Origin of the sequence: Enterobacter sp. BIDMC 30, assembly GCF_000534355.1 — a bacterium.
GTDB classification, from domain to species: Bacteria; Pseudomonadota; Gammaproteobacteria; order Enterobacterales; family Enterobacteriaceae; genus Enterobacter; species Enterobacter ludwigii.
Genome location: NZ_KI973169.1, coordinates 2,805,155 through 2,822,860, shown reverse-complemented (window position 1 = coordinate 2,822,860; position 17,706 = coordinate 2,805,155). Strand labels below are relative to the sequence as shown.

Here is a 17,706-nt window from a genome sequence, read left to right as displayed (position 1 = left end):
TCTTCCCCAAAATCATTAACGCCACATAAAGTGCCAGGATAAAATCTGGAAGGATGGCCATCGTTACCAGAAAGCCGGAATCATGTTGGGTGGCTTCTTCAGCCAGGGGGTGGCCCAGCTCAACCTTTTCGATGAGAACGCACTGTATGCTGGCAGCGAAAAGTTGATTGAGGTGCTCGATCACCTGAATGCGAAAGACGGGAAAGACACACTTTACTTTGCAGGGCAGGGCATATAGCAGTATTGGCAGATGAAACGTGAAATGCTGTCGCCGAGATATACGACCAGATATTCAGATCTGCTAAGGGTCCGGTGATTTTCCCAATTTCCAGGGCCGTTATGTGCCAGAAGCGGAAGGCGTTAATCAAGCCCATATCAAAGATTCAAAAGCTTTTTCATGTTAAAAGAAATTACCTAAGCCTTATGCTTGGTACAAGTGATGGAGTAGTCCGTACTGTCAAGACGAACTCAACTTACGCACTGCTCTTATGCCATGCCTTTGGAGCGCAAACTACAACCTTGTTTAAATATCAAACTTTGCGGTCTATCTGTAATCTATGATATTTATAAAGTACGATATATAGTTACAACTACGGTGATGAAGCGATCAAAACCTAAAGTTGACAAGTGAAAAATTTATACAAGCTTTCCTTGTCATTTTAAAAATGTTGGTTTTGATTCCCCTAACTTATTGTTTTTAGTGGTATTAAAAATGGAATATAATCCGGTAAAGATAAAAAGAAATCTTAGCATAGGTGATCTTGATGCTGAAACAGATAATGAATTCTTAGATACCTGCTTCGTCGATAAAGGATATCTTGAAGATTTATTGGATGTAAAAAACCCATGCTCGATTATTGTAGGTAGAACTGGTGCTGGAAAAAGTGCACTCCTCTATAAAGTTAGCACCTCTATAGATAATTATAATAAAATAGATCCTAATGATATATCCGTAAAGTTTCTAGAGCACTCTGACATAATTCAGTTCATGGACAAATTAGGCGTTAACTTAGATTTGTTTTACAAAATGCTATGGCGACATATTTTAATAATAGAATTAGTTCGACTGAGATATAAAATAAAAAACGAAGAAGAAAGTGATAATTTTTTTAGAGGGCTGATTGAAAGATTTAGCAGGGATGAAATTAAACAAAAGGCCATCTCTTACTTTAGAGAATGGGGTGATAAATTCTGGTTGAATACAGATGAGCAATTAAAGCAAATCACAAGAAAACTTGAAGATGAGACAAAGGCTAATTTAGGAGTTAAATATTCTGGAGTTGATGTTTCTTTAAGCGGAGCAAGTAAGCTAAGTGACGAGCAAAAAACTGAAATTACCCAAAGAGCTAGCCAAGTAGTTAGTAGTCTACAAATAAAGCAATTGAATGAAATGTTAGACATGCTGGCAGAATTCTCTTTTAAAGATCCGCAAAAGCATTATTATTTATTGATTGATCAACTTGATGAAGATTGGGCTGATACTACTACCCGATGCAAATTCATTAGAGCCTTAATCGAGGAGGTAAAGGGCTTTCGGAAAGTAAGGCATGTAAAAATATTGGTTGCGCTTAGGAAAGATTTGATTGACATGGTATTTGATAAAACTCGGGGGGCGGGTTTTCAAGAGGAAAAATACGAATCATATATTTTGCAAATTCATTGGGGGCATGAGGAACTAGTTGATCTTGTTCAAAAAAGAGTAAAAGAAACATTTAGAAGAGTTTATACAAAAGATCAAGTCGCCATCTCTGATATATTCCCAGAGGCTAGGAAAGTTGCTCATGGTAAAACCGCAATGGAATACATGTTAGAGCGAACCTTGCTTCGTCCAAGAGACATTCTTCAATTTATCAATGAAACTTTTAAAGCTGGATTCGATAAAGATAAAATAACTTGGACTTTAATCCATGAGGCTGAAAAAACTTATTCAGAAAAAAGGTTAAGATCTTTAAAAGAAGAGTGGGGTGAAACTTATCCATCTTTCGAAGATACAATCGAAATCTTAAGGGGGAGGAAATCTACTTTTGACTTTATTGATTTTAAAAACTCTCAGTTTGAATCAGTTATCACTAAACTTTCAACTAAAGAAAATGAGGACCCTTGCGTTATCACTGCAAGGAGTTATTTTGAAGTTAAGGGCTCTTCTGAAGATGAAATCCTGAGCACTATTTTGGCTTGTCTTTACAAAGTGGGGGCTATTGGGATAAAGCTTGAAACTAACAACTCTTTCATCTGGTCTTATAGAAACAAAAGCGCAATATCAGCAGGTGAGGCAGAAAGAGCTAACCAAATTAAAATACATAAAATGCTACATAAGACATTAGATGTAAGATCTAATAACAATATTTAAATATATTTTAAGATGCGCAGGTTGATTACTTGTGCATCTTAATTTCATTCAATCCTCGACTCGTTAAATGTCACGCGACATTACTGTTGGTCTTTTTTCAGATATAATATTAGGAGTTAACGTCTGCTTCTCGCTCACAGCGGACCTTGCGGCCCGTATGCCGGTCCGCTTTGTGCAGAAAGGTAAATTCAGCTGTATTCAATAATATCAAACCCTTCATCAGCCGTTGGTTCTGCGAAAAAGCGCGTTATGGTTTCAAATTGTTGATCTGAGGCTGTAAATTCATGCATTCCTTCTGCATTACGGGCGCGCAAGCGGGATTTACATACTTCATCAGTAACTTTCAGGTAATGCAGCCTGTTACTGGCACCTGACTCCTTAATGATGCTCATCATCCATTCACGATTGGTTTGTGTGTTTGCCGGAAAATCCAGAACTACGGATAAACCCGCTTTGAGTAGCGACACCAGATGAGGCTTCATAGCGTTTCTGAGTCTTGAGGAATACTGCACATAATCAGCTATGGATTGCATTTCATTGGCAAAGAGGGCAGCCAGCCAATAATCTTCACTGACAATTATGGTGCCGGGTAATGCACCTAACTTTGCTGACAATGTGGATTTGCCTGATGCGATTTTCCCACATAACAAGTGCAAAGTGGGTTTTTCTGACGTTGTTACTGAAGTGATATCCATTATTTACCTCACGGGATTGTTACCGGTAAGGCCCGCCTTACCGGCGGGAAAATGGCGAACGTTATCCCACCTGAGTCAGACAGGTGATAATAATCATTGAATGGAATAGGACAGAGTGTGTTTTCATTGTCATTCAAGTTAACAGGGCCTGAATGCAAAATCAGCAATTTTTTCCCTTATAAATTGAATGTCCACTCCAGTGAGTTTGGCCGCTTCGTGCCAAGAGCGGAAGTTATTTACACCTTGCTATGCAATTTACGGCCAGCCGGTCAGTTCGTCATCTCAGCTTCATTTCAATGGGTTGTAAACTTTGAAGCCGGGATTTTTTTCAAAAATCTCAGCAACAAAATCCATGAACACAATCGCGCGTTTTGGTAAAAGTCGATTTGCAACATAAACAGCCTGAATGGGAACGGGAGATGCAGTGTAATCCGCCAGTAATAATTGTAAGTTGCCATTTGCCAGTCCCTCCTCGAACAACCATTCTGGGCCCTGTGCGATCCCAACCCCAGCATTGACAAATTTCTGCACTGCTTCAGGTGAATTGACCCTGAGCCGGCCAGAAACAGGCACATCCATATCCCGAAATCTCCAGGTAGCGCCCGTTGATAACAGGGTATAGATCAAACAATCATGTTTTTTTAAATCCTCCGGGGTGTCAGGAATCCCATGTTCAGCCAGGTACTTGTGACTGGCAACACAGACTCGCTCATACATGCCAAGTCTGCGGGCACGCATTGCACTGTCCTCAAGGTGACCAATGCGGATTGCCAGCTCAGCGCCTTCATCAACGAGATTGATATAGCGGTCATTAATCTGTAGATCGAGTGTTAGCTCAGGGTAGCGTTCTAAAAAATCGGGTATGCGCGGAATCAAAAATGTGTGAGCCATTGCAGTGGGACAAGCAACGCGCAGTAACCCTGTGGGCGTCACATTTTCTCTGAAAGAAGACTCTGACTCTTCGACCGCTTCCAGAATACGCCTTGCTTCCAGATAATAACGTTCTCCTTCAGGAGTCAGGGAAAGCTTGCGGGTTGATCGGTGGAGTAATCTGGTCTGCAAATGCTCTTCGAGGGTTGCAACATGACGACTCACGTTCGGTTGCCCTAAGCCTAAATCCCTGCCTGCTGCAGAAAAGCTGCCTGTCTCCGCAGTGCGGACAAAGCATGTCATCAAAAGTAATCTGTCCATCCTAAACCTATTTATGCTTTTAACGCATGGAACATATTCATAAATACAATCTTATCACCCTTAAAGCATGAGTATAGAGTGGCGATCAAATCGGTCATTTGCCGATCAGCTGTTAAAACTCACGGGAGATATGTTCATGTCCAGATTACAAGGTAAACGCGCACTCATCACGGGTGGAACAAGTGGTATTGGTCTTGCAACCGCGAAGCTGTTTGTCGCAGAAGGTGCACGCGTAATGGTTACTGGTATTAACCCTGATTCTGTCGCAAAGGCGAAACTCGAGCTGGGTAAAGATGTGGTCGTCGTGAGCGCGGATTCTGCAGATGTGAATGCACAGAAAACGCTGGCTCAGACGGTTCAGGAACATTTTGGTGAGCTGGATATTGCTTTCCTGAATGCGGGTATATCAATGTATATGCCAATTGAGGCATGGACAGAAGAAATGTTCGACCGCATTTATGATATCAACGTTAAAGGTCCTTATTTCCTGATGCAGGCGCTGTTGCCAGTGTTCGCAAGCTCTGCATCAGTGGTCTTTAATACATCTATAAATGCGCACACGGGCCCGGTGAACTCTTCAGTTTATGGCTCCACCAAAGCCGCATTACTCAACATGTCGAAAACACTGTCTAACGAGTTACTTTCTCGCGGGATCCGTATCAACGCGGTGAGCCCAGGCCCGGTTGACACGCCGCTTTACGATAAGGCGGGGATCCCCGTGGAATATCATGATCAAGTGATGAAAGATATCGTTGCAACCATCCCTGCCGGTCGTTTTGGTAAGCCTCAGGAAGTCGCGCAAGCGGTGCTTTACTTTGCCTCCGATGCGTCTGCCTGGACCGTGGGTTCAGAAATCATCATCGACGGCGGCGTTTCAATCTAAGCCACCAAAATAAGATTTACAATTCATCAAGCCCGCCACCTTTTATGGCGGCGGGCTATTATTTTATCTGGGGGTTGAGATGTCTACCCATGACCTGACACTGATTAGCCACCCATTGTGTCCCTTTGTGCAGCGTTCAGCGATCGTTCTTCTCGAAAAAAATGTGCCATTTGACCGTGTAAATGTAGATCTGTCGGCGAAGCCTGACTGGTTTCTTGCTCTGTCACCCACCGGCAAGGTACCGCTACTTAAAGTGCATCATGCAGAGGGCGAAGATGCCATTATTTTTGAGAGCATGGTGATCTGCGAGTATCTTAATGAAACGCAAGATGGTGATTCGCTGTATGCTGACGATGCATTAGAAAGGGCTAGACAGCGAGCATGGATCGAGTTCTCTACATTAATGCTTGGAAATGCCTGGCAATTTTTAAATGCGACTGATCAGGCCATGGCAGACAGCAAACGCGCTGTGCTCCGTGAGCAACTTGAATATATTGAATCTGAATTGAATTCAGGGCCTTATTTCTCGGGTTCCAAATTCAGTATGGTTGATGCGATCTACGCTCCTGTTTTCCGTTACTTCTCCATCATTGATGCATCAGTATCTGAGGCGATTTTTGAGGGACTTCCGCGGATTTCCGCATGGAAAACTGCACTTGCGAAAAGGGAAAGCGTAAATGCCGCTGTATCACCAGATTATGCAGAACTTTTCCAAAATCATCTTCGTCAGCATTCTGCAATTCTCGCTGCCTGAAGATATTTTTTGAGAAACCGTGACCTGCTCTTCTCCCTGTTGATTATCAGATGCCAATGATAGTCCCAGCTCCCGGTTGTTACGACAAATGCGAACTTCCGCTTTTCGCTCACAACAGACCTTCAGCCTAGCCATCTTGTCCGCTTCGTGCCAGAAGCGGACATTTCTCGCTGTTAGGTGCAGGAAAAATCGTGTTTTTAGGCTTAGGAAAAGGCATAGGGGTATGCCGAATCTGAAAGCCTAAATCCTGATAGTTTTTCTCCAGTTGCCGTCACTAAACTAATTACAATTCCTGAGCCGTTGGTCTGAAAATAATTTCACTCACACCAACATCTTCTGGTTCATTAATTGCGAAGGCTACCATGCGTGCAAAGGTTTCTGCTGGCACGCCAACATTTTCAACGTAATCCTGGTTTGCAGCCTTAACATCTTTATCCGTTATATGCTCCAGCAGTTCTGTTTTAACAGCACCGGGGGAGACTAACGTGACGCGAATGTTATGTGCCGCCATTTCCTGGCGCAAACCATCGGTTAATGCACGAACAGCAAATTTTGTCGCCGAATAGACAGCAGAACTCTGGAAGACAAGGTGTGCAGCAACAGATGCGGTGTTAATGATATGACCTGTTTTTTGTGATTTCATATAAGGCAACACCGCAGCAATCCCGTGTAGAACCCCGCGCAGATTGACATCAATCATCTGATTCCATTCATCGACATTTCCCTGTTCAAGGCGGGAAAGTGGCATCAGGCCGGCATTATTGATAAGAACATCTACACGACCGAATTTGTTGACCGCAGTCTCAATGAGGTTGTTTACGTCATCAAGTTTCGTCACATCGGTTGCGACGGCGATGGCTTCTTTATTCTGCTTTTGGAGCTCACTCGCAATGGCCTCTATGCGGTCTATTCTCCGCGCTGCCATCACAACCTTTGCTCCTTTTTCAGCAAGATAACGTGCAGCCGCTTCACCCATACCGCTTGATGCACCCGTGATTACAATTACTTTGCCTATGATGTTATCTGTCATTTTTACTATTCCTGAATAGGTGATGGGCTGTTGTCACCACTATCAGACTGAGATCAGGTTCAATCTCTTCAGACTTCAGTGACACATTCCTGAACAGGGATAATCTTAGCAGCAGAGCATTAATTCGATAATGCGTATAAATTTATATTGATTATGAGTACAGCTCATTAATTGGAGATACGTTACGGGTAGTTCGTGTGAGCAGTAGGATCTGCAGCCGTTATTCCCGCGTCGATATTGCCTGGCTGAGAGCCGGTTGCGTCCCCTTGGTTGAGCCTCCCGACGGGTTAAACTCCCTTCGCGGGTGAGGGTAATGAAATAAAGGAGGTCATTCAGATTACGTTTCATCGATGAGATACTCACAAAACATAACTATAGCTTATAAGCCCATTAAGCAATCATTAGCTAGTCAACATACATCTATTGTGTAGAATTTCCAGTAAGAGAGGAGTCCGGAGATAAGCATACGTATCTGAACCCATTTGATAAATTGACTTCTTTTTAAAAGCTTATCTAAAATAATCATTGATGCTGCACCTGAAAGATGCAGCACATTTGCGGGAGAGAATCTGGATGAAAAAAATATTATTCCTGTTATTTATTATCATCACGAGCTTTTTATTCCCGGCTCGTGCCAGTAATTCTTTACAGCCAGACAAGGAAGAAGCTGTGACCATTAAAATGACTATCAATCAGCAAACTTTTTACGTTGAACTTAAGAATAATCCAGCCGCAAAGGCATTTATTGAACAGCTTCCCCTGACTCTAACGATGGAGGAACTTAACGGGAACGAGAAATTTGCTGATCTGCCCCGTCCCTTACCGACCCACCAGGTCAAACCTGGAACCATTAATCAGGGCGATCTCATGTTATATGGCCATCGTACCCTGGTACTTTTTTATGAGACCTTTCAGACAAACTACGGATACACACCCGTTGGCAGAATAATAGCGCCAGAAAATCTTGGTAAAATTGCAGATGAAAAAGAAGTAATAGCAACGTTTACCGCAGATAAAAAAGGTTGACCTGTATTATCAAACACTGAATCTGGATTACCTATAGACGCAAATGCTGGCAGACGATGGCTATCAGTGGTTTGTTGAGCAGGGCGGCTTAACCCGCGAGAACGGGCAGAAATTCCGCGAGGCGATTTTGTCGCGCGGGAGCAGTAGTGATTGAGCTGAACTTTACCGCCAGTGGCGTGGGCACGATCCGAGGATTGAACCGATGCTGGAGAATCGTGGATTCAGTGCGTAGCGCTTATTCAGATCAGCCACAAAACCGGGCATGATGCCCAGTTTTTGTTTGATTATGTCTTACCCACAACTTTAATTATTTATGCCGTGTAAAAGGTATAAAAATTTCTGATGCCGTATGAAACATTTTAATAATTGCCGAATATGATGTAATTCGTAATGACCATTAATGTGGGATGAGATATAACATGTTTTGAAAAATTAACATTCTCATAACGTCATTAAGGTTAAGCAAATGAAGCAGGTTGGTATTGTTGGTTGGCGAGGAATGGTAGGCTCTGTTTTGTTACAAAGAATGGTCGAAGAGAACGACTTCGACAATATTTCCGCGCATTTTTACAGTACTTCCAGTGCAGGTGCCGCTGGTCCCGTCATTGGTGGCTTCAACCACACACTCAAAGATGCTAATTCTATTAGCGCCCTGGCCGAAATGGATATCATCATAACCTGTCAGGGCGGGGATTATACCAAAGCAATTTATCCGGCGTTGATTAGCCATGGCTGGCAAGGCTACTGGATTGATGCGGCCTCAGCGCTCCGGATGGATGAAAAAGCCTGCATTATTCTCGACCCGGTCAACCGCACAAATATCGATCGTGCCATCAAAGAGGGAATTAAACTTTTTGTTGGGGGCAACTGTTCCATTACGCTGAGTCTTATGGGACTGTCAGGGTTAATTAAAGCTGACCTGATCGAGTGGATGAGTGTGATGACCTATCAGTCTGCATCCGGAGCGGGTGCTAAATATGTCCGGGAGTTAATTGCTCAAAGCGCTTATATCAGTAAACATTTATCTGCTGATGAGCTGGAATCCTCAGGTTCAGTGCTTCCTTTAGTCAATAAAGTGAGTGAATTAATTAACAGTGCTAACATGCCCATCCAGAATTTCGGCGCGCCTTTAATGGGCAGTATTATTCCATGGATTGACAGCGATTTAGGGGATGGTAATAGCAGAGAAGAATGGAAGGGTGAGGCAGAAACGAACAAAATTCTTGGTCTCTCTCCGGGTACGATTGCAGTAAATGGCTTGTGTATTCGGGTCGGTGTGATCCGTTGCCATAGTGCTGCAATAACCCTGAAGCTCAAGCGTGAAGTCAGCGAAGAAGAATTTGCAGAGCTTGTGACGCATTCCCATCCATGGGTTAACTATGTGCCCAATAATAAGGATGACAGTGTCAGTAAATTGACTCCCGCTAACATTAGCGGTTCGCTGCAGGTGGGTATTGGCCGTTACAAGAAAATGTCGCTTAACAATGACCCTATTTACTCGGTTCTGACGGTCGGCGATCAGCTGTTGTGGGGCGCTGCGGAACCCTTGCGACGGATGTTGAATATTCTGTCTGGCAAAGTCTAATCACGCTCACACGGCCGTGGCGCGCTGCGCGTAAGGCGTGGGTTTAACGAGAAGCTGGAGACTTAACTCCAGCCTCAAGGAATGGTTTCAATCTGAGGCCGTTTCGCCTGGGGCTTCCTTTAACGATTCGATACTTATCTCTGAGTCATTAGTTTCGAGTAACTGGGTTAATAAAATCAGGTTATTGAATTCGTTCAGTAACATTTCAGCGTCGGATTTGAGCGGCGTATCTGCTGCTTCAAGTGCCGCGTTGATCGCTTTTCTGACATTCTCGAGCATTTCGTTCATACCGCCATTTTTACCAATGGTCAGTAACAACGCGCCTATCAACAAAGACTGTGCTTCTACTTTGGCCGCCAGCTCTTTAGCTTCAGCGTCCATTTTGGAAATTTTTGCGATAACACTGAGTATCAAGTTTTTCATAATGCCCCCTTATTTTCTTTGCGAGATTAACTCCTTAATAAATTTTGAGCGAGGTTTATTTTATGGCGACAGCAATTGTCTTTGTTGATGAAGCAGGGCACGGTGCCAGCAGTGATCAACACCGTGCGCTTCCTGTTAACGGAAGAAGTCTGCCAGGGCCTCACTCAGGGCCTGAGGTTGTTCATCGGGAATGAAATGACCGCAATGAGCAAGCGTAATGCCACTCACCGTCTCTGCAAACTGGCGAAGCGGGGCAGCCATATCGGCAATCGAACCCTGATCGGCACTGACGGCCAGCAGCGGCACCCGAAGTTGTTGCGTTTCAGCCAGCGTCCGGTTCTGAACAGCGGAGACCGCCGCTTCTCTGTAAGGGGCCAGCCCGGCACGCAGCGCGCCGTTTTGCTGCATCAGGCGGACATACCGGGCGATATCCGCATCGCTAAAGGCCATCGGACTGGCGGTTTTTCGCCGCAGGAACCATTTGAGGTAAATCTCTTCACGCCCGCTAATTAAGGCTTCCGGCAGGTCGGGGAGAAGATGAAACGCGAAGTGCCAGGTTTTCCAGGCTTTTTCTGGCGTCGCGGGCAGGGCGTCCGGCAAAGTAATACCCGGGATACCGGCATCAAGCAGAGCCAGCTTGATTACCTGCTGTTCATAACGCAGGGCATACGGCCAGGCAACCCATGCACCTACATCGTGGGCGGCCAGGTAATGTCTTGTGATCCCAAGTGCCTGCACCAGCCCAAAAACCGAACTGGCAAGCGTAAGGGTATCGTAGCCAGACTGTGGCTTATCGGAGTCGCCCTGGCCCGGGAGGTCGAGTGCGATGATATCGTAACGATCGGCTAAAAGAGCCATCACCTTATGCCAGGCAAACCCGCTTTGCGGGAAGCCTGCAAGCAGCACGATTGTTTCACCTTGCGTCTGTCCGCCTCTGACATAGTGCAGGCGAACCCCATCGACCGTTGAGTAATAGTGCGCAAAACCGGGCAAGCCCGCGACAGGCTGCGACCACGGAAGGGGGATTGAATTCTCAGACATGATTACCTCCAGCTATTTAGGAAATGATCATTTCCTTTATGGGTAAATTTTTTAGGCGAGTAGCGCCATCACCGTCTCTACCAGCCGTTCGCGTGCCGGTAATTCTCCGGCTTTGCCCGCCACACGCATGCCCAGGACCAGGCACAGCAAAACGCCGCTCAACGCCTGCGAGTCGTGTCGAGAATTAACTGAACCGTCCTGCATACCCTGTTCGATCAGCTGGAGGATCGCGTGCTGATTTCGCGCAAGCGCGCTCTGCACCAGCCCGGCAATTTCGCCGTCAAACTGGCTGAGTTCAAGGGTGCTGCCGACCACCAGGCAGCCGCGGCGCCCTTCGACAGCGCTGGCCGATTCAAGATAAAAGTTCAGCAGCTCGGCTATTTTGGCCCGGCCATCAGGTTGTCGCGCCAGACGCTCGCGCAACGATTGATTGCGCAGGGAGGTATAACGTGCGAATACCTGCAGGAACAGGCCACGTTTATCGTGAAAGGCTTTATAAATACTGCCCGCAGTGAGCTGCATCGCGTCGCTCAGGTCACTTATCGACGCGCTGTGGTAACCCTTTTCTCTGAATACCGGCATCGCCAGATCCAGGGCCGCATCGAGATCAAACTGCCGCGGACGTCCGCGCTCGCGTGCGTTCTGTAGCTTCTCAGACATTGTGCTCATCATTTAGGAAACAATCGATTCCTAAATACTCCCATAAATGGGCGTATCTGGAAAGCGTGAAGTCCTATAAAAAGAGTTTGCCGCGGCAGAAGAGTGGAGAGGTCATTTTAGCTTCAACACGCTCCGGTATACTGCATCGTGATTTTAACAGGGCGTCGAACGTACAGGCCGTCGCTAACAGAGCCAGCCAATATGCAAAAGGCAGGAAGTATGTCTCTTCGTTCACTGCGGGCGTTGTGCCTGACAAGTTTTTTCATTGCTGATGTTCGCGATGGCCTCGGGCCCTTTCTCGGCATCTTCCTGACGGAACGTCACTGGACCCCGGATGATATCGGCATCCTGATGACCGCCGGGGGGCTGGCGGGATTACTGGCAACGCTGCCGGCGGGATTTATTACGGATACCTCCCGCAATAAGCGTTCGGTTCTGGCACTGCTTTGTATCGCCATTACGCTGAGTACGCTGCTGCTCTGGTTTAGTCAGCAGAGCGGCGTCGTCGCCGTCTCGCAAATTATCACCGGTATCTGCGCGGCGTTTGTGGGGCCACTGATTTCGGGTATTACGCTGGGTCTGACGGGCCCGAGCGGGTTTAGCGCGCAGATGGGGAAGAACGAGGCGTTCAACCACGCCGGCAATTTCCTGACGGCGGTGATTGCGGGCGGCATTGCCTGGTTCTGGGGCGTCGGGGGCATTTTCCTGCTGATGACCTGTACGACGCTTCTGACGTTGTGCGCGCTGCTTGCCATTCGTCATGCAGATATCGACAACGATGCGGCGCGAGGGCTGACCTCTTCAGCCCGTCAACCGGTCCCCGGCGTCGCGGTGCTGATTAAAAACCGGGCGCTGTTGATAACCGGGCTGACGCTGCTGCTGTTCCATCTGGCCAATGCCGCACTGCTGCCGATGCTGAGCATGAGGGTTGCTGCGGCACCGGCAACCATCAATCCCGGATTATTTGCGGCGGCCACCGTCATCATTTCTCAGGCGGTGATGATCCCCGTCGCCATGGGGGTGGCAGGTCGAATTGAGCGCTACGGTTACTGGCGTTTCATCATGCTGGCCCTGCTTATTATGCCCGTTCGGGCGGCACTGGCAGCCTCCACAGACGCCCCGTTGATGATGATCCCGGTACAAATTCTTGATGGTCTGGCCGCGGGGATCCTGGGCGTTGTCGTGCCGTCGTTTATCGTGGTGCTGTTGCGCGGGAGTGGGCACGTGAATGCCGGGCAGAGCGTGGTCATGCTGATGCAGGGTGTCGGGGCAGCAATGAGCCCGGCGTTAACCGGCACGATTGCAGGTCATTACTCTTTTGCGACGGCCTTTAGCGTGCTCAGCGCCATTGCGCTGCTGGCCGTCCTGCTCTGGTGGCGCTTTGCTCACCGGCGCTGGACACCAGACCGGGCGTAGCTGGCCGGGCAGGGCAGAGCCGCACCCGGCACATAGGTTTACACGATAGCGTTAGGGCACTCTTCACCCTTTTCCAGCTGCTGCAAGTTCCCCAGCGTGGTTTCTGAAATGCTGATCAGCGCTTCGGCAGTCAGAAACGCCTGGTGTCCGGTGAACAGGACGTTATGGCAGGCAGACAGACGGCGGAATACGTCGTCCTGGATCACGTCATTAGATTTGTCTTCAAAGAACAGATCGCGCTCATTCTCATACACGTCCATCCCCAGCGCGCCAATCTTCTGGGTCTTCAGCGCTTCAATAGCGGCCTGGGAATCAATCAACCCGCCGCGGCTGGTGTTGATGATCATCACGCCATCTTTCATCTGGTCAAACGCCGCCTGGTTGAGCAGGTGGTAGTTTTCCGGCGTCAGCGGGCAGTGCAGGGAGATAACGTCAGACTGTGAAAACAGCGTCGGCAGGTCGACATATTCCACGCCCAGATCCAGCGCGGCAGCGCTTGGGTACGGATCAAACGCCAGCAGACGCATACCAAACCCTTTCAGAATGCGCAGGGCGGCGACGCCAATCTTACCGGTACCGATAACGCCCGCGGTTTTACCGTACATGGTAAAGCCGGTCAGCCCTTCCAGAGAGAAGTTGGCGTCACGGGTACGTTGATAAGCACGGTGAATACGACGGTTCAGCGACATCATCATACCGATGGCATGTTCCGCGACCGCTTCCGGAGAATATGCCGGGACGCGGACCACCTTCAGCCCCAGCTCTTTTGCGGCATCAAGATCCACGTTGTTGAAGCCAGCGCAGCGCAGGGCAATATATTTCACGCCCTGTTTTTTCAACTCTTCCAGCACCGGACGGCTGCCATCATCATTCACAAAAATGCAAACGCCTTCACAGCCGTGCGCCGTTTTGGCGGTTTTTTCGGACAGCAGAAAGTCGAAAAATTCAAGCTCGAACCCGTAAGCCTCGTTAACATGTTGCAGATACTTTTTGTCGTACTGCTTTGTGCTATATACCGCGAGTTTCATAAGACTTTCTCCAGTGATTTTGCATTCACGTTAGCATGATTAAAATTATCTTACAATTTCTGAAATATTATTGAATTCAATAAGTTCTATCAATTATTTTAGAGCATCTTTACCCGTTAACTCTATGATATTCAATCTACACCCCTGCTTAAGTATAGATTTGATGCACCCTGGGGCGGAGGTGTCAGAAGGTGGGCGAAGTGGAAGCGTTACAGGATGGCAGATGTACCAGATTGCTAAAGAGAATTGATTATGTCACCACAACTTGAGTTATCCCTAAACCCACCTATGTGGCCCGCTTTTTGCTATTTTATTGTATCTATTGCAATTTTTGTCCTCCTGTATCTGGGGAAGATAAAAATCAACCGACTCCGCAAATACCCTCTCTTCATTGCTTATACATTGCTAGTGATTGCAGTCGCTGCCGTACAGATAAACATTTTTGCGAATGGTCATGAGTTTGTGAATGGATTTTTGCACATAGATTTTGATCCTTATCGGTATGACTCCGTGTACTGGGGTTCCCTGGTTTTTGCGATGGTTTACCTGCTGGCAATGCCGCGCAACAAATTCTAACTTTTGACGTTACAACGCTGAAAGTCATCTTGAAATACAGTCTAACCCATTGAATTTAAGATGACTTATTGACGTTAAGTATAATAAAATTTTTAGCGCATACGGTCAGAGCATCTATCCTTAAATTTGGCATTCTCTTCAACTGACTGGCTAAACATGCGACAATGATCGGCACTGTCGGCTTAATTCTTTCGCTAAATCAGGATATTAACTGCCCATGAGGGGTACATACAAAGCCGCAATCGCGCTCTTACTGCTGTTCATTCTGGTGCCGCTGACGCTGCTGATGACCCTTGCCCAGTGGGTACCAACCCTTGCCGGGATCTGGCTTCCTGTCGGGACACGCATCGCCTTTGAACAAAGTCCCAGACTCACGCGTCATGCCCTGATCATCCCCGATCTTCGCTATCTTGTGGATGACTGCGAAATTGCCCGAGTCGATAACGCGACCCTGTCGCACCCCAGCCGCTGGAAACTGGATGTCGGCGCGCTCGAACTGAACTCCGTTTGCCTCAATAAAATTCCCCAGTCCGCACCGTCCACGGTCGCGCCCAAAACGCTGGCGCAGTGGCAGGCGGTGTTACCGAATACCTGGCTTACTGTCCATCGTCTGACGCTCTCGCCCTGGCAGCAGTGGCAGGGAGAACTTCAGGCGTCGCTGACGCCCGCGCGTCAGGAGATTGCCTACAAAGGTGAGCAGGTTAGCATTAAAGGGATGCTCCGCGGTCAGACCCTCTCTGTCACCCAGTTCGATGTACAACTTCCCGACCAGCCACAGCCGATAAAACTGGTGGGACAATTCACCCTGCCGCTGGTGCCGGACGGCGTGCCGGTTAAAGGCCATGCGGTTGCGACCTTTAACGTGCCACAGTTAACCTCGCTGGTCGATGCCGATCTCGACTGGGAAGCCAATCAGGGGCAACTGGTGGTCATGGCGCGGGATAACCCCGATCCGTTGCTCGATCTGCCGTGGCAAATAACCGCGGAACAGCTGAATATCAGTGACGGACGCTGGAACTGGAACCTTTCCGGCATGCCGCTGAGCGGGCGCGTTGGCCTTCGTGTCGATAACTGGCAGGCGGGGCTTGAGAAAGCGACCCTGACCGGGCGTCTGAATGTGCTCACTCAAGGGGATGCGGGGAAGGGCAACGCGGTGCTGAATATCGGACCGGGCAGGCTCAGTATGGAACAAAGCGACATGCCGCTTCATCTGAGTGGCGAGGCGAAACATAACGACCTGGTGCTCTATGCCAGACTGCCGGCAAAACTGACCGGAAGCCTGTATGAACCACAGCTCTCCTTTGAGCCGGGCGCGCTGCTGCGATCACGTGGTCGCATTATCGATTCACTGGATATTGATGAAATTCGCTGGCCGCTGGCGGGCGTCAGGCTGACCCAAAAGGGTGTCGATGGACGCCTGCAGGCCATTTTGCGGGCGCACGAGAACGAGATGGGTGATTTTGAACTGCATCTGGATGGCCAGGCCAGTGACTTTTTACCCGACAACGGCCTGTGGCAGTGGCGCTACTGGGGCAAAGGGGGCTTCACCCCAATGAATGCGCGCTGGGATGTTGCCGGAAAAGGCGAATGGCGCGACAAACTTATTGAGCTGACCGCGCTTTCAACCGGTTTCGACCAGCTCAAGTACGGTGCCATGGAGGTCAGTAAACCCCGTCTGGTGCTGGATAACCCGGTGCGCTGGTATCGCGATCCTGACAAGCCGACGTTCAGCGGAGCGCTGTCGCTGAATGCCGGGCAAACCCGTTTCAGCGGCGGCAGCGTATTGCCGCCGTCGGTGCTGACCTTCAGCGTAGACGGAACAGACCCGACACTGTTCCAGTTCAAGGGCGATCTGCATGCCGATGCTATCGGACCGGTACAGGTGAACGGACGCTGGGACGGGGAACGCCTTCGCGGGCAGGCCTGGTGGCCGAAACAATCGCTCACCGTGTTCCAGCCGTTGATCCCGCCAGACTGGAAAATGACGCTGCGTGACGGCGAACTGTATGCGCAGGTGGCCTTCTCGGCCGCCGCGGGTCAGGGCTTTGAGGCGGGCGGTCACGGCGTGCTGAAAGCCGGTAGCGCCTGGATGCCAGACAACCAGATCAACGGCGTCGACTTTGTCCTGCCGTTCCGGTTTAGTGAGGGCACCTGGTCGCTGGGAACGCGCGGCCCGGTAACCTTGCGGATTGGCGAGGTGGTAAACCTGGTGACCGCGCGAAATATCACGGCGGACCTGCAGGGTGACTACCCCTGGAGTGAGGCGAACCCGCTTCTGCTCACCAATGTGAAGGTGGAAACCCTCGGCGGAAAAATCACCATGCAGCAGTTGAGGATGCCGCAACACGATCCGGCGCTGCTGCGGGTAGACAATATCTCCTCCAGCGAGCTGATCAGTGCCGTTAATCCGAAGCAGTTTGCGATGTCTGGCCCGGTGAGCGGGGCGCTGCCGTTCTGGCTGGACAATGAAAAATGGATCATCAAAGATGGCTGGCTGACCAACCCCGGCCCGATGACGCTGCGTATCGATAAAGACACGGCGGACGCCATCGTAAAAGATAATATGGTGGCGGGCGCCGCAATTAACTGGCTGCGCTATATGGAAATTTCTCGCTCGTGGACAAGAATCAATTTAGATAATCTGGGTGAATTAACCATGCAGGCGACCCTTAAGGGAACCAGCCGGGTAGAGGGTAAAAGCAGCTACGTTAATCTGAACTATACCCATGAAGAGAATGTCTTTACCCTCTGGCGCAGCCTGCGTTTTGGAGACAACCTGCAAACCTGGTTTGAGCAACACGCGGCAATACCTGGTATCCGCAGTTCGACTGGCAAGGAAAGTGAGGAACAACAATGAAAAAGATGGCTGGTGTGCTCACCGTTGCCGTTGCCGCGCTACTGACCGGCTGTACGCCGCGCATTGAAGTCGCCGCGCCGAAGGAGCCGATTACCATCAATATGAATGTCAAAATCGAACATGAGATCCACATTAAGGTCGATAAAGACGTTGAAACCCTGCTGAAATCACGCAGCGATCTGTTCTGAGGA

Annotated in this window: 16 protein-coding genes and 3 pseudogenes; 11 read left to right on the top strand and 8 right to left on the bottom strand. The window is 48.6% G+C overall.

Annotation, left to right across the window (positions count from 1 at the left end; genetic code table 11):
- Positions 1–25: 25 nt before the first annotated feature.
- Positions 26–316, top strand: a pseudogene (locus L466_RS23825) (DUF4113 domain-containing protein); the annotation flags it as partial.
- A gap of 396 nt (positions 317–712) precedes the next feature.
- Positions 713–2,350, top strand: a complete 1,638-nt coding sequence (locus L466_RS09060; RefSeq protein WP_032681111.1) for a P-loop ATPase, Sll1717 family — start codon at positions 713–715, stop codon at positions 2,348–2,350.
- A 188-nt stretch (positions 2,351–2,538) separates the two neighbouring features.
- On the opposite strand, the gene L466_RS09065 is transcribed toward L466_RS09060, so the two are convergent.
- Both L466_RS09065 and L466_RS09070 read right to left on the bottom strand, forming a co-directional pair.
- Positions 2,539–3,045, bottom strand: a complete 507-nt coding sequence (locus L466_RS09065) for a P-loop nucleotide/nucleoside kinase family protein (RefSeq protein ID WP_032681109.1) — start codon at positions 3,043–3,045, stop codon at positions 2,539–2,541.
- 288 nt (positions 3,046–3,333) lie between these two features.
- Positions 3,334–4,236, bottom strand: coding sequence for a LysR family transcriptional regulator (locus L466_RS09070; protein WP_032681108.1), 903 nt, complete (start codon positions 4,234–4,236; stop codon positions 3,334–3,336).
- A gap of 136 nt (positions 4,237–4,372) precedes the next feature.
- On the opposite strand from L466_RS09070, the gene L466_RS09075 reads away from it, so the two are divergent.
- Both L466_RS09075 and L466_RS09080 read left to right on the top strand, forming a co-directional pair.
- Positions 4,373–5,119 carry an SDR family oxidoreductase gene (locus tag L466_RS09075; protein WP_032681107.1) on the top strand — a complete coding sequence of 249 codons (747 nt, stop codon included), beginning with the start codon at positions 4,373–4,375 and terminating at the stop codon, positions 5,117–5,119.
- Positions 5,120–5,198: 79 nt separating this feature from the next.
- Positions 5,199–5,873, top strand: coding sequence for a glutathione S-transferase family protein (locus L466_RS09080; RefSeq protein ID WP_032681106.1), 675 nt, complete (start codon positions 5,199–5,201; stop codon positions 5,871–5,873).
- A 283-nt stretch (positions 5,874–6,156) separates the two neighbouring features.
- Here the strand turns inward: L466_RS09080 and L466_RS09085 are convergent, their stop codons facing one another.
- Positions 6,157–6,903 carry an SDR family oxidoreductase gene (locus L466_RS09085; protein ID WP_032681105.1) on the bottom strand — a complete coding sequence of 249 codons (747 nt, stop codon included), beginning with the start codon at positions 6,901–6,903 and terminating at the stop codon, positions 6,157–6,159.
- A 223-nt stretch (positions 6,904–7,126) separates the two neighbouring features.
- Positions 7,127–7,251 (bottom strand): annotated as a pseudogene (locus tag L466_RS24025) (LysR family transcriptional regulator); the annotation flags it as partial.
- Positions 7,252–7,476: 225 nt separating this feature from the next.
- On the opposite strand from L466_RS24025, the gene L466_RS09090 reads away from it, so the two are divergent.
- From L466_RS09090 to asd, 3 genes and pseudogenes are all read left to right on the top strand, one after another.
- Positions 7,477–7,929: a cyclophilin-like fold protein gene (locus L466_RS09090; protein WP_032682005.1), complete on the top strand. Its 453-nt coding sequence runs from the start codon at positions 7,477–7,479 to the stop codon at positions 7,927–7,929.
- Between the two features lie 37 nt (positions 7,930–7,966).
- Positions 7,967–8,161, top strand: a pseudogene (locus L466_RS23175) (M3 family metallopeptidase); the annotation flags it as partial.
- Between the two features lie 234 nt (positions 8,162–8,395).
- Positions 8,396–9,514, top strand: coding sequence for an aspartate-semialdehyde dehydrogenase (asd, locus tag L466_RS09095; RefSeq protein ID WP_032681104.1), 1,119 nt, complete (start codon positions 8,396–8,398; stop codon positions 9,512–9,514).
- Positions 9,515–9,601: 87 nt separating this feature from the next.
- On the opposite strand, the gene iraP is transcribed toward asd, so the two are convergent.
- The 3 genes from iraP to L466_RS09110 all read right to left on the bottom strand — a co-directional run bounded on the left by iraP (position 9,602) and on the right by L466_RS09110 (position 11,638).
- Complete coding sequence (gene iraP / locus L466_RS09100) at positions 9,602–9,937, bottom strand: anti-adapter protein IraP (protein WP_014169912.1); 336 nt, start codon at positions 9,935–9,937, stop codon at positions 9,602–9,604.
- Between the two features lie 135 nt (positions 9,938–10,072).
- Positions 10,073–10,978, bottom strand: coding sequence for an alpha/beta fold hydrolase (locus L466_RS09105; protein ID WP_032681102.1), 906 nt, complete (start codon positions 10,976–10,978; stop codon positions 10,073–10,075).
- 51 nt (positions 10,979–11,029) lie between these two features.
- Positions 11,030–11,638, bottom strand: coding sequence for a TetR/AcrR family transcriptional regulator (locus tag L466_RS09110; RefSeq protein WP_255344417.1), 609 nt, complete (start codon positions 11,636–11,638; stop codon positions 11,030–11,032).
- A gap of 219 nt (positions 11,639–11,857) precedes the next feature.
- On the opposite strand from L466_RS09110, the gene L466_RS09115 reads away from it, so the two are divergent.
- A complete protein-coding gene (locus L466_RS09115; protein ID WP_032681101.1) occupies positions 11,858–13,054 on the top strand; it encodes an MFS transporter in 1,197 nt (398 codons plus the stop codon).
- A gap of 38 nt (positions 13,055–13,092) precedes the next feature.
- Here the strand turns inward: L466_RS09115 and L466_RS09120 are convergent, their stop codons facing one another.
- The gene (locus tag L466_RS09120; protein ID WP_014169916.1) at positions 13,093–14,082 is read right to left on the bottom strand and encodes a 2-hydroxyacid dehydrogenase; all 990 of its coding nucleotides are present in this window, start codon (positions 14,080–14,082) and stop codon (positions 13,093–13,095) included.
- A gap of 252 nt (positions 14,083–14,334) precedes the next feature.
- Between L466_RS09120 and L466_RS09125 the strand changes: the two genes are divergently transcribed.
- The 3 genes from L466_RS09125 (at position 14,335) to L466_RS09135 (ending at position 17,703) form a co-directional block, all read left to right on the top strand.
- The gene (locus L466_RS09125) at positions 14,335–14,658 is read left to right on the top strand and encodes a hypothetical protein (protein ID WP_020884249.1); all 324 of its coding nucleotides are present in this window, start codon (positions 14,335–14,337) and stop codon (positions 14,656–14,658) included.
- A 217-nt stretch (positions 14,659–14,875) separates the two neighbouring features.
- Positions 14,876–17,515, top strand: a complete 2,640-nt coding sequence (locus L466_RS09130; protein ID WP_032678077.1) for a YdbH family protein — start codon at positions 14,876–14,878, stop codon at positions 17,513–17,515.
- Positions 17,512–17,703: a YnbE family lipoprotein gene (locus L466_RS09135; protein ID WP_014169918.1), complete on the top strand. Its 192-nt coding sequence runs from the start codon at positions 17,512–17,514 to the stop codon at positions 17,701–17,703. Before L466_RS09130 ends, L466_RS09135 begins: the two co-directional genes overlap by 4 nt.
- Positions 17,704–17,706: the final 3 nt, after the last annotated feature.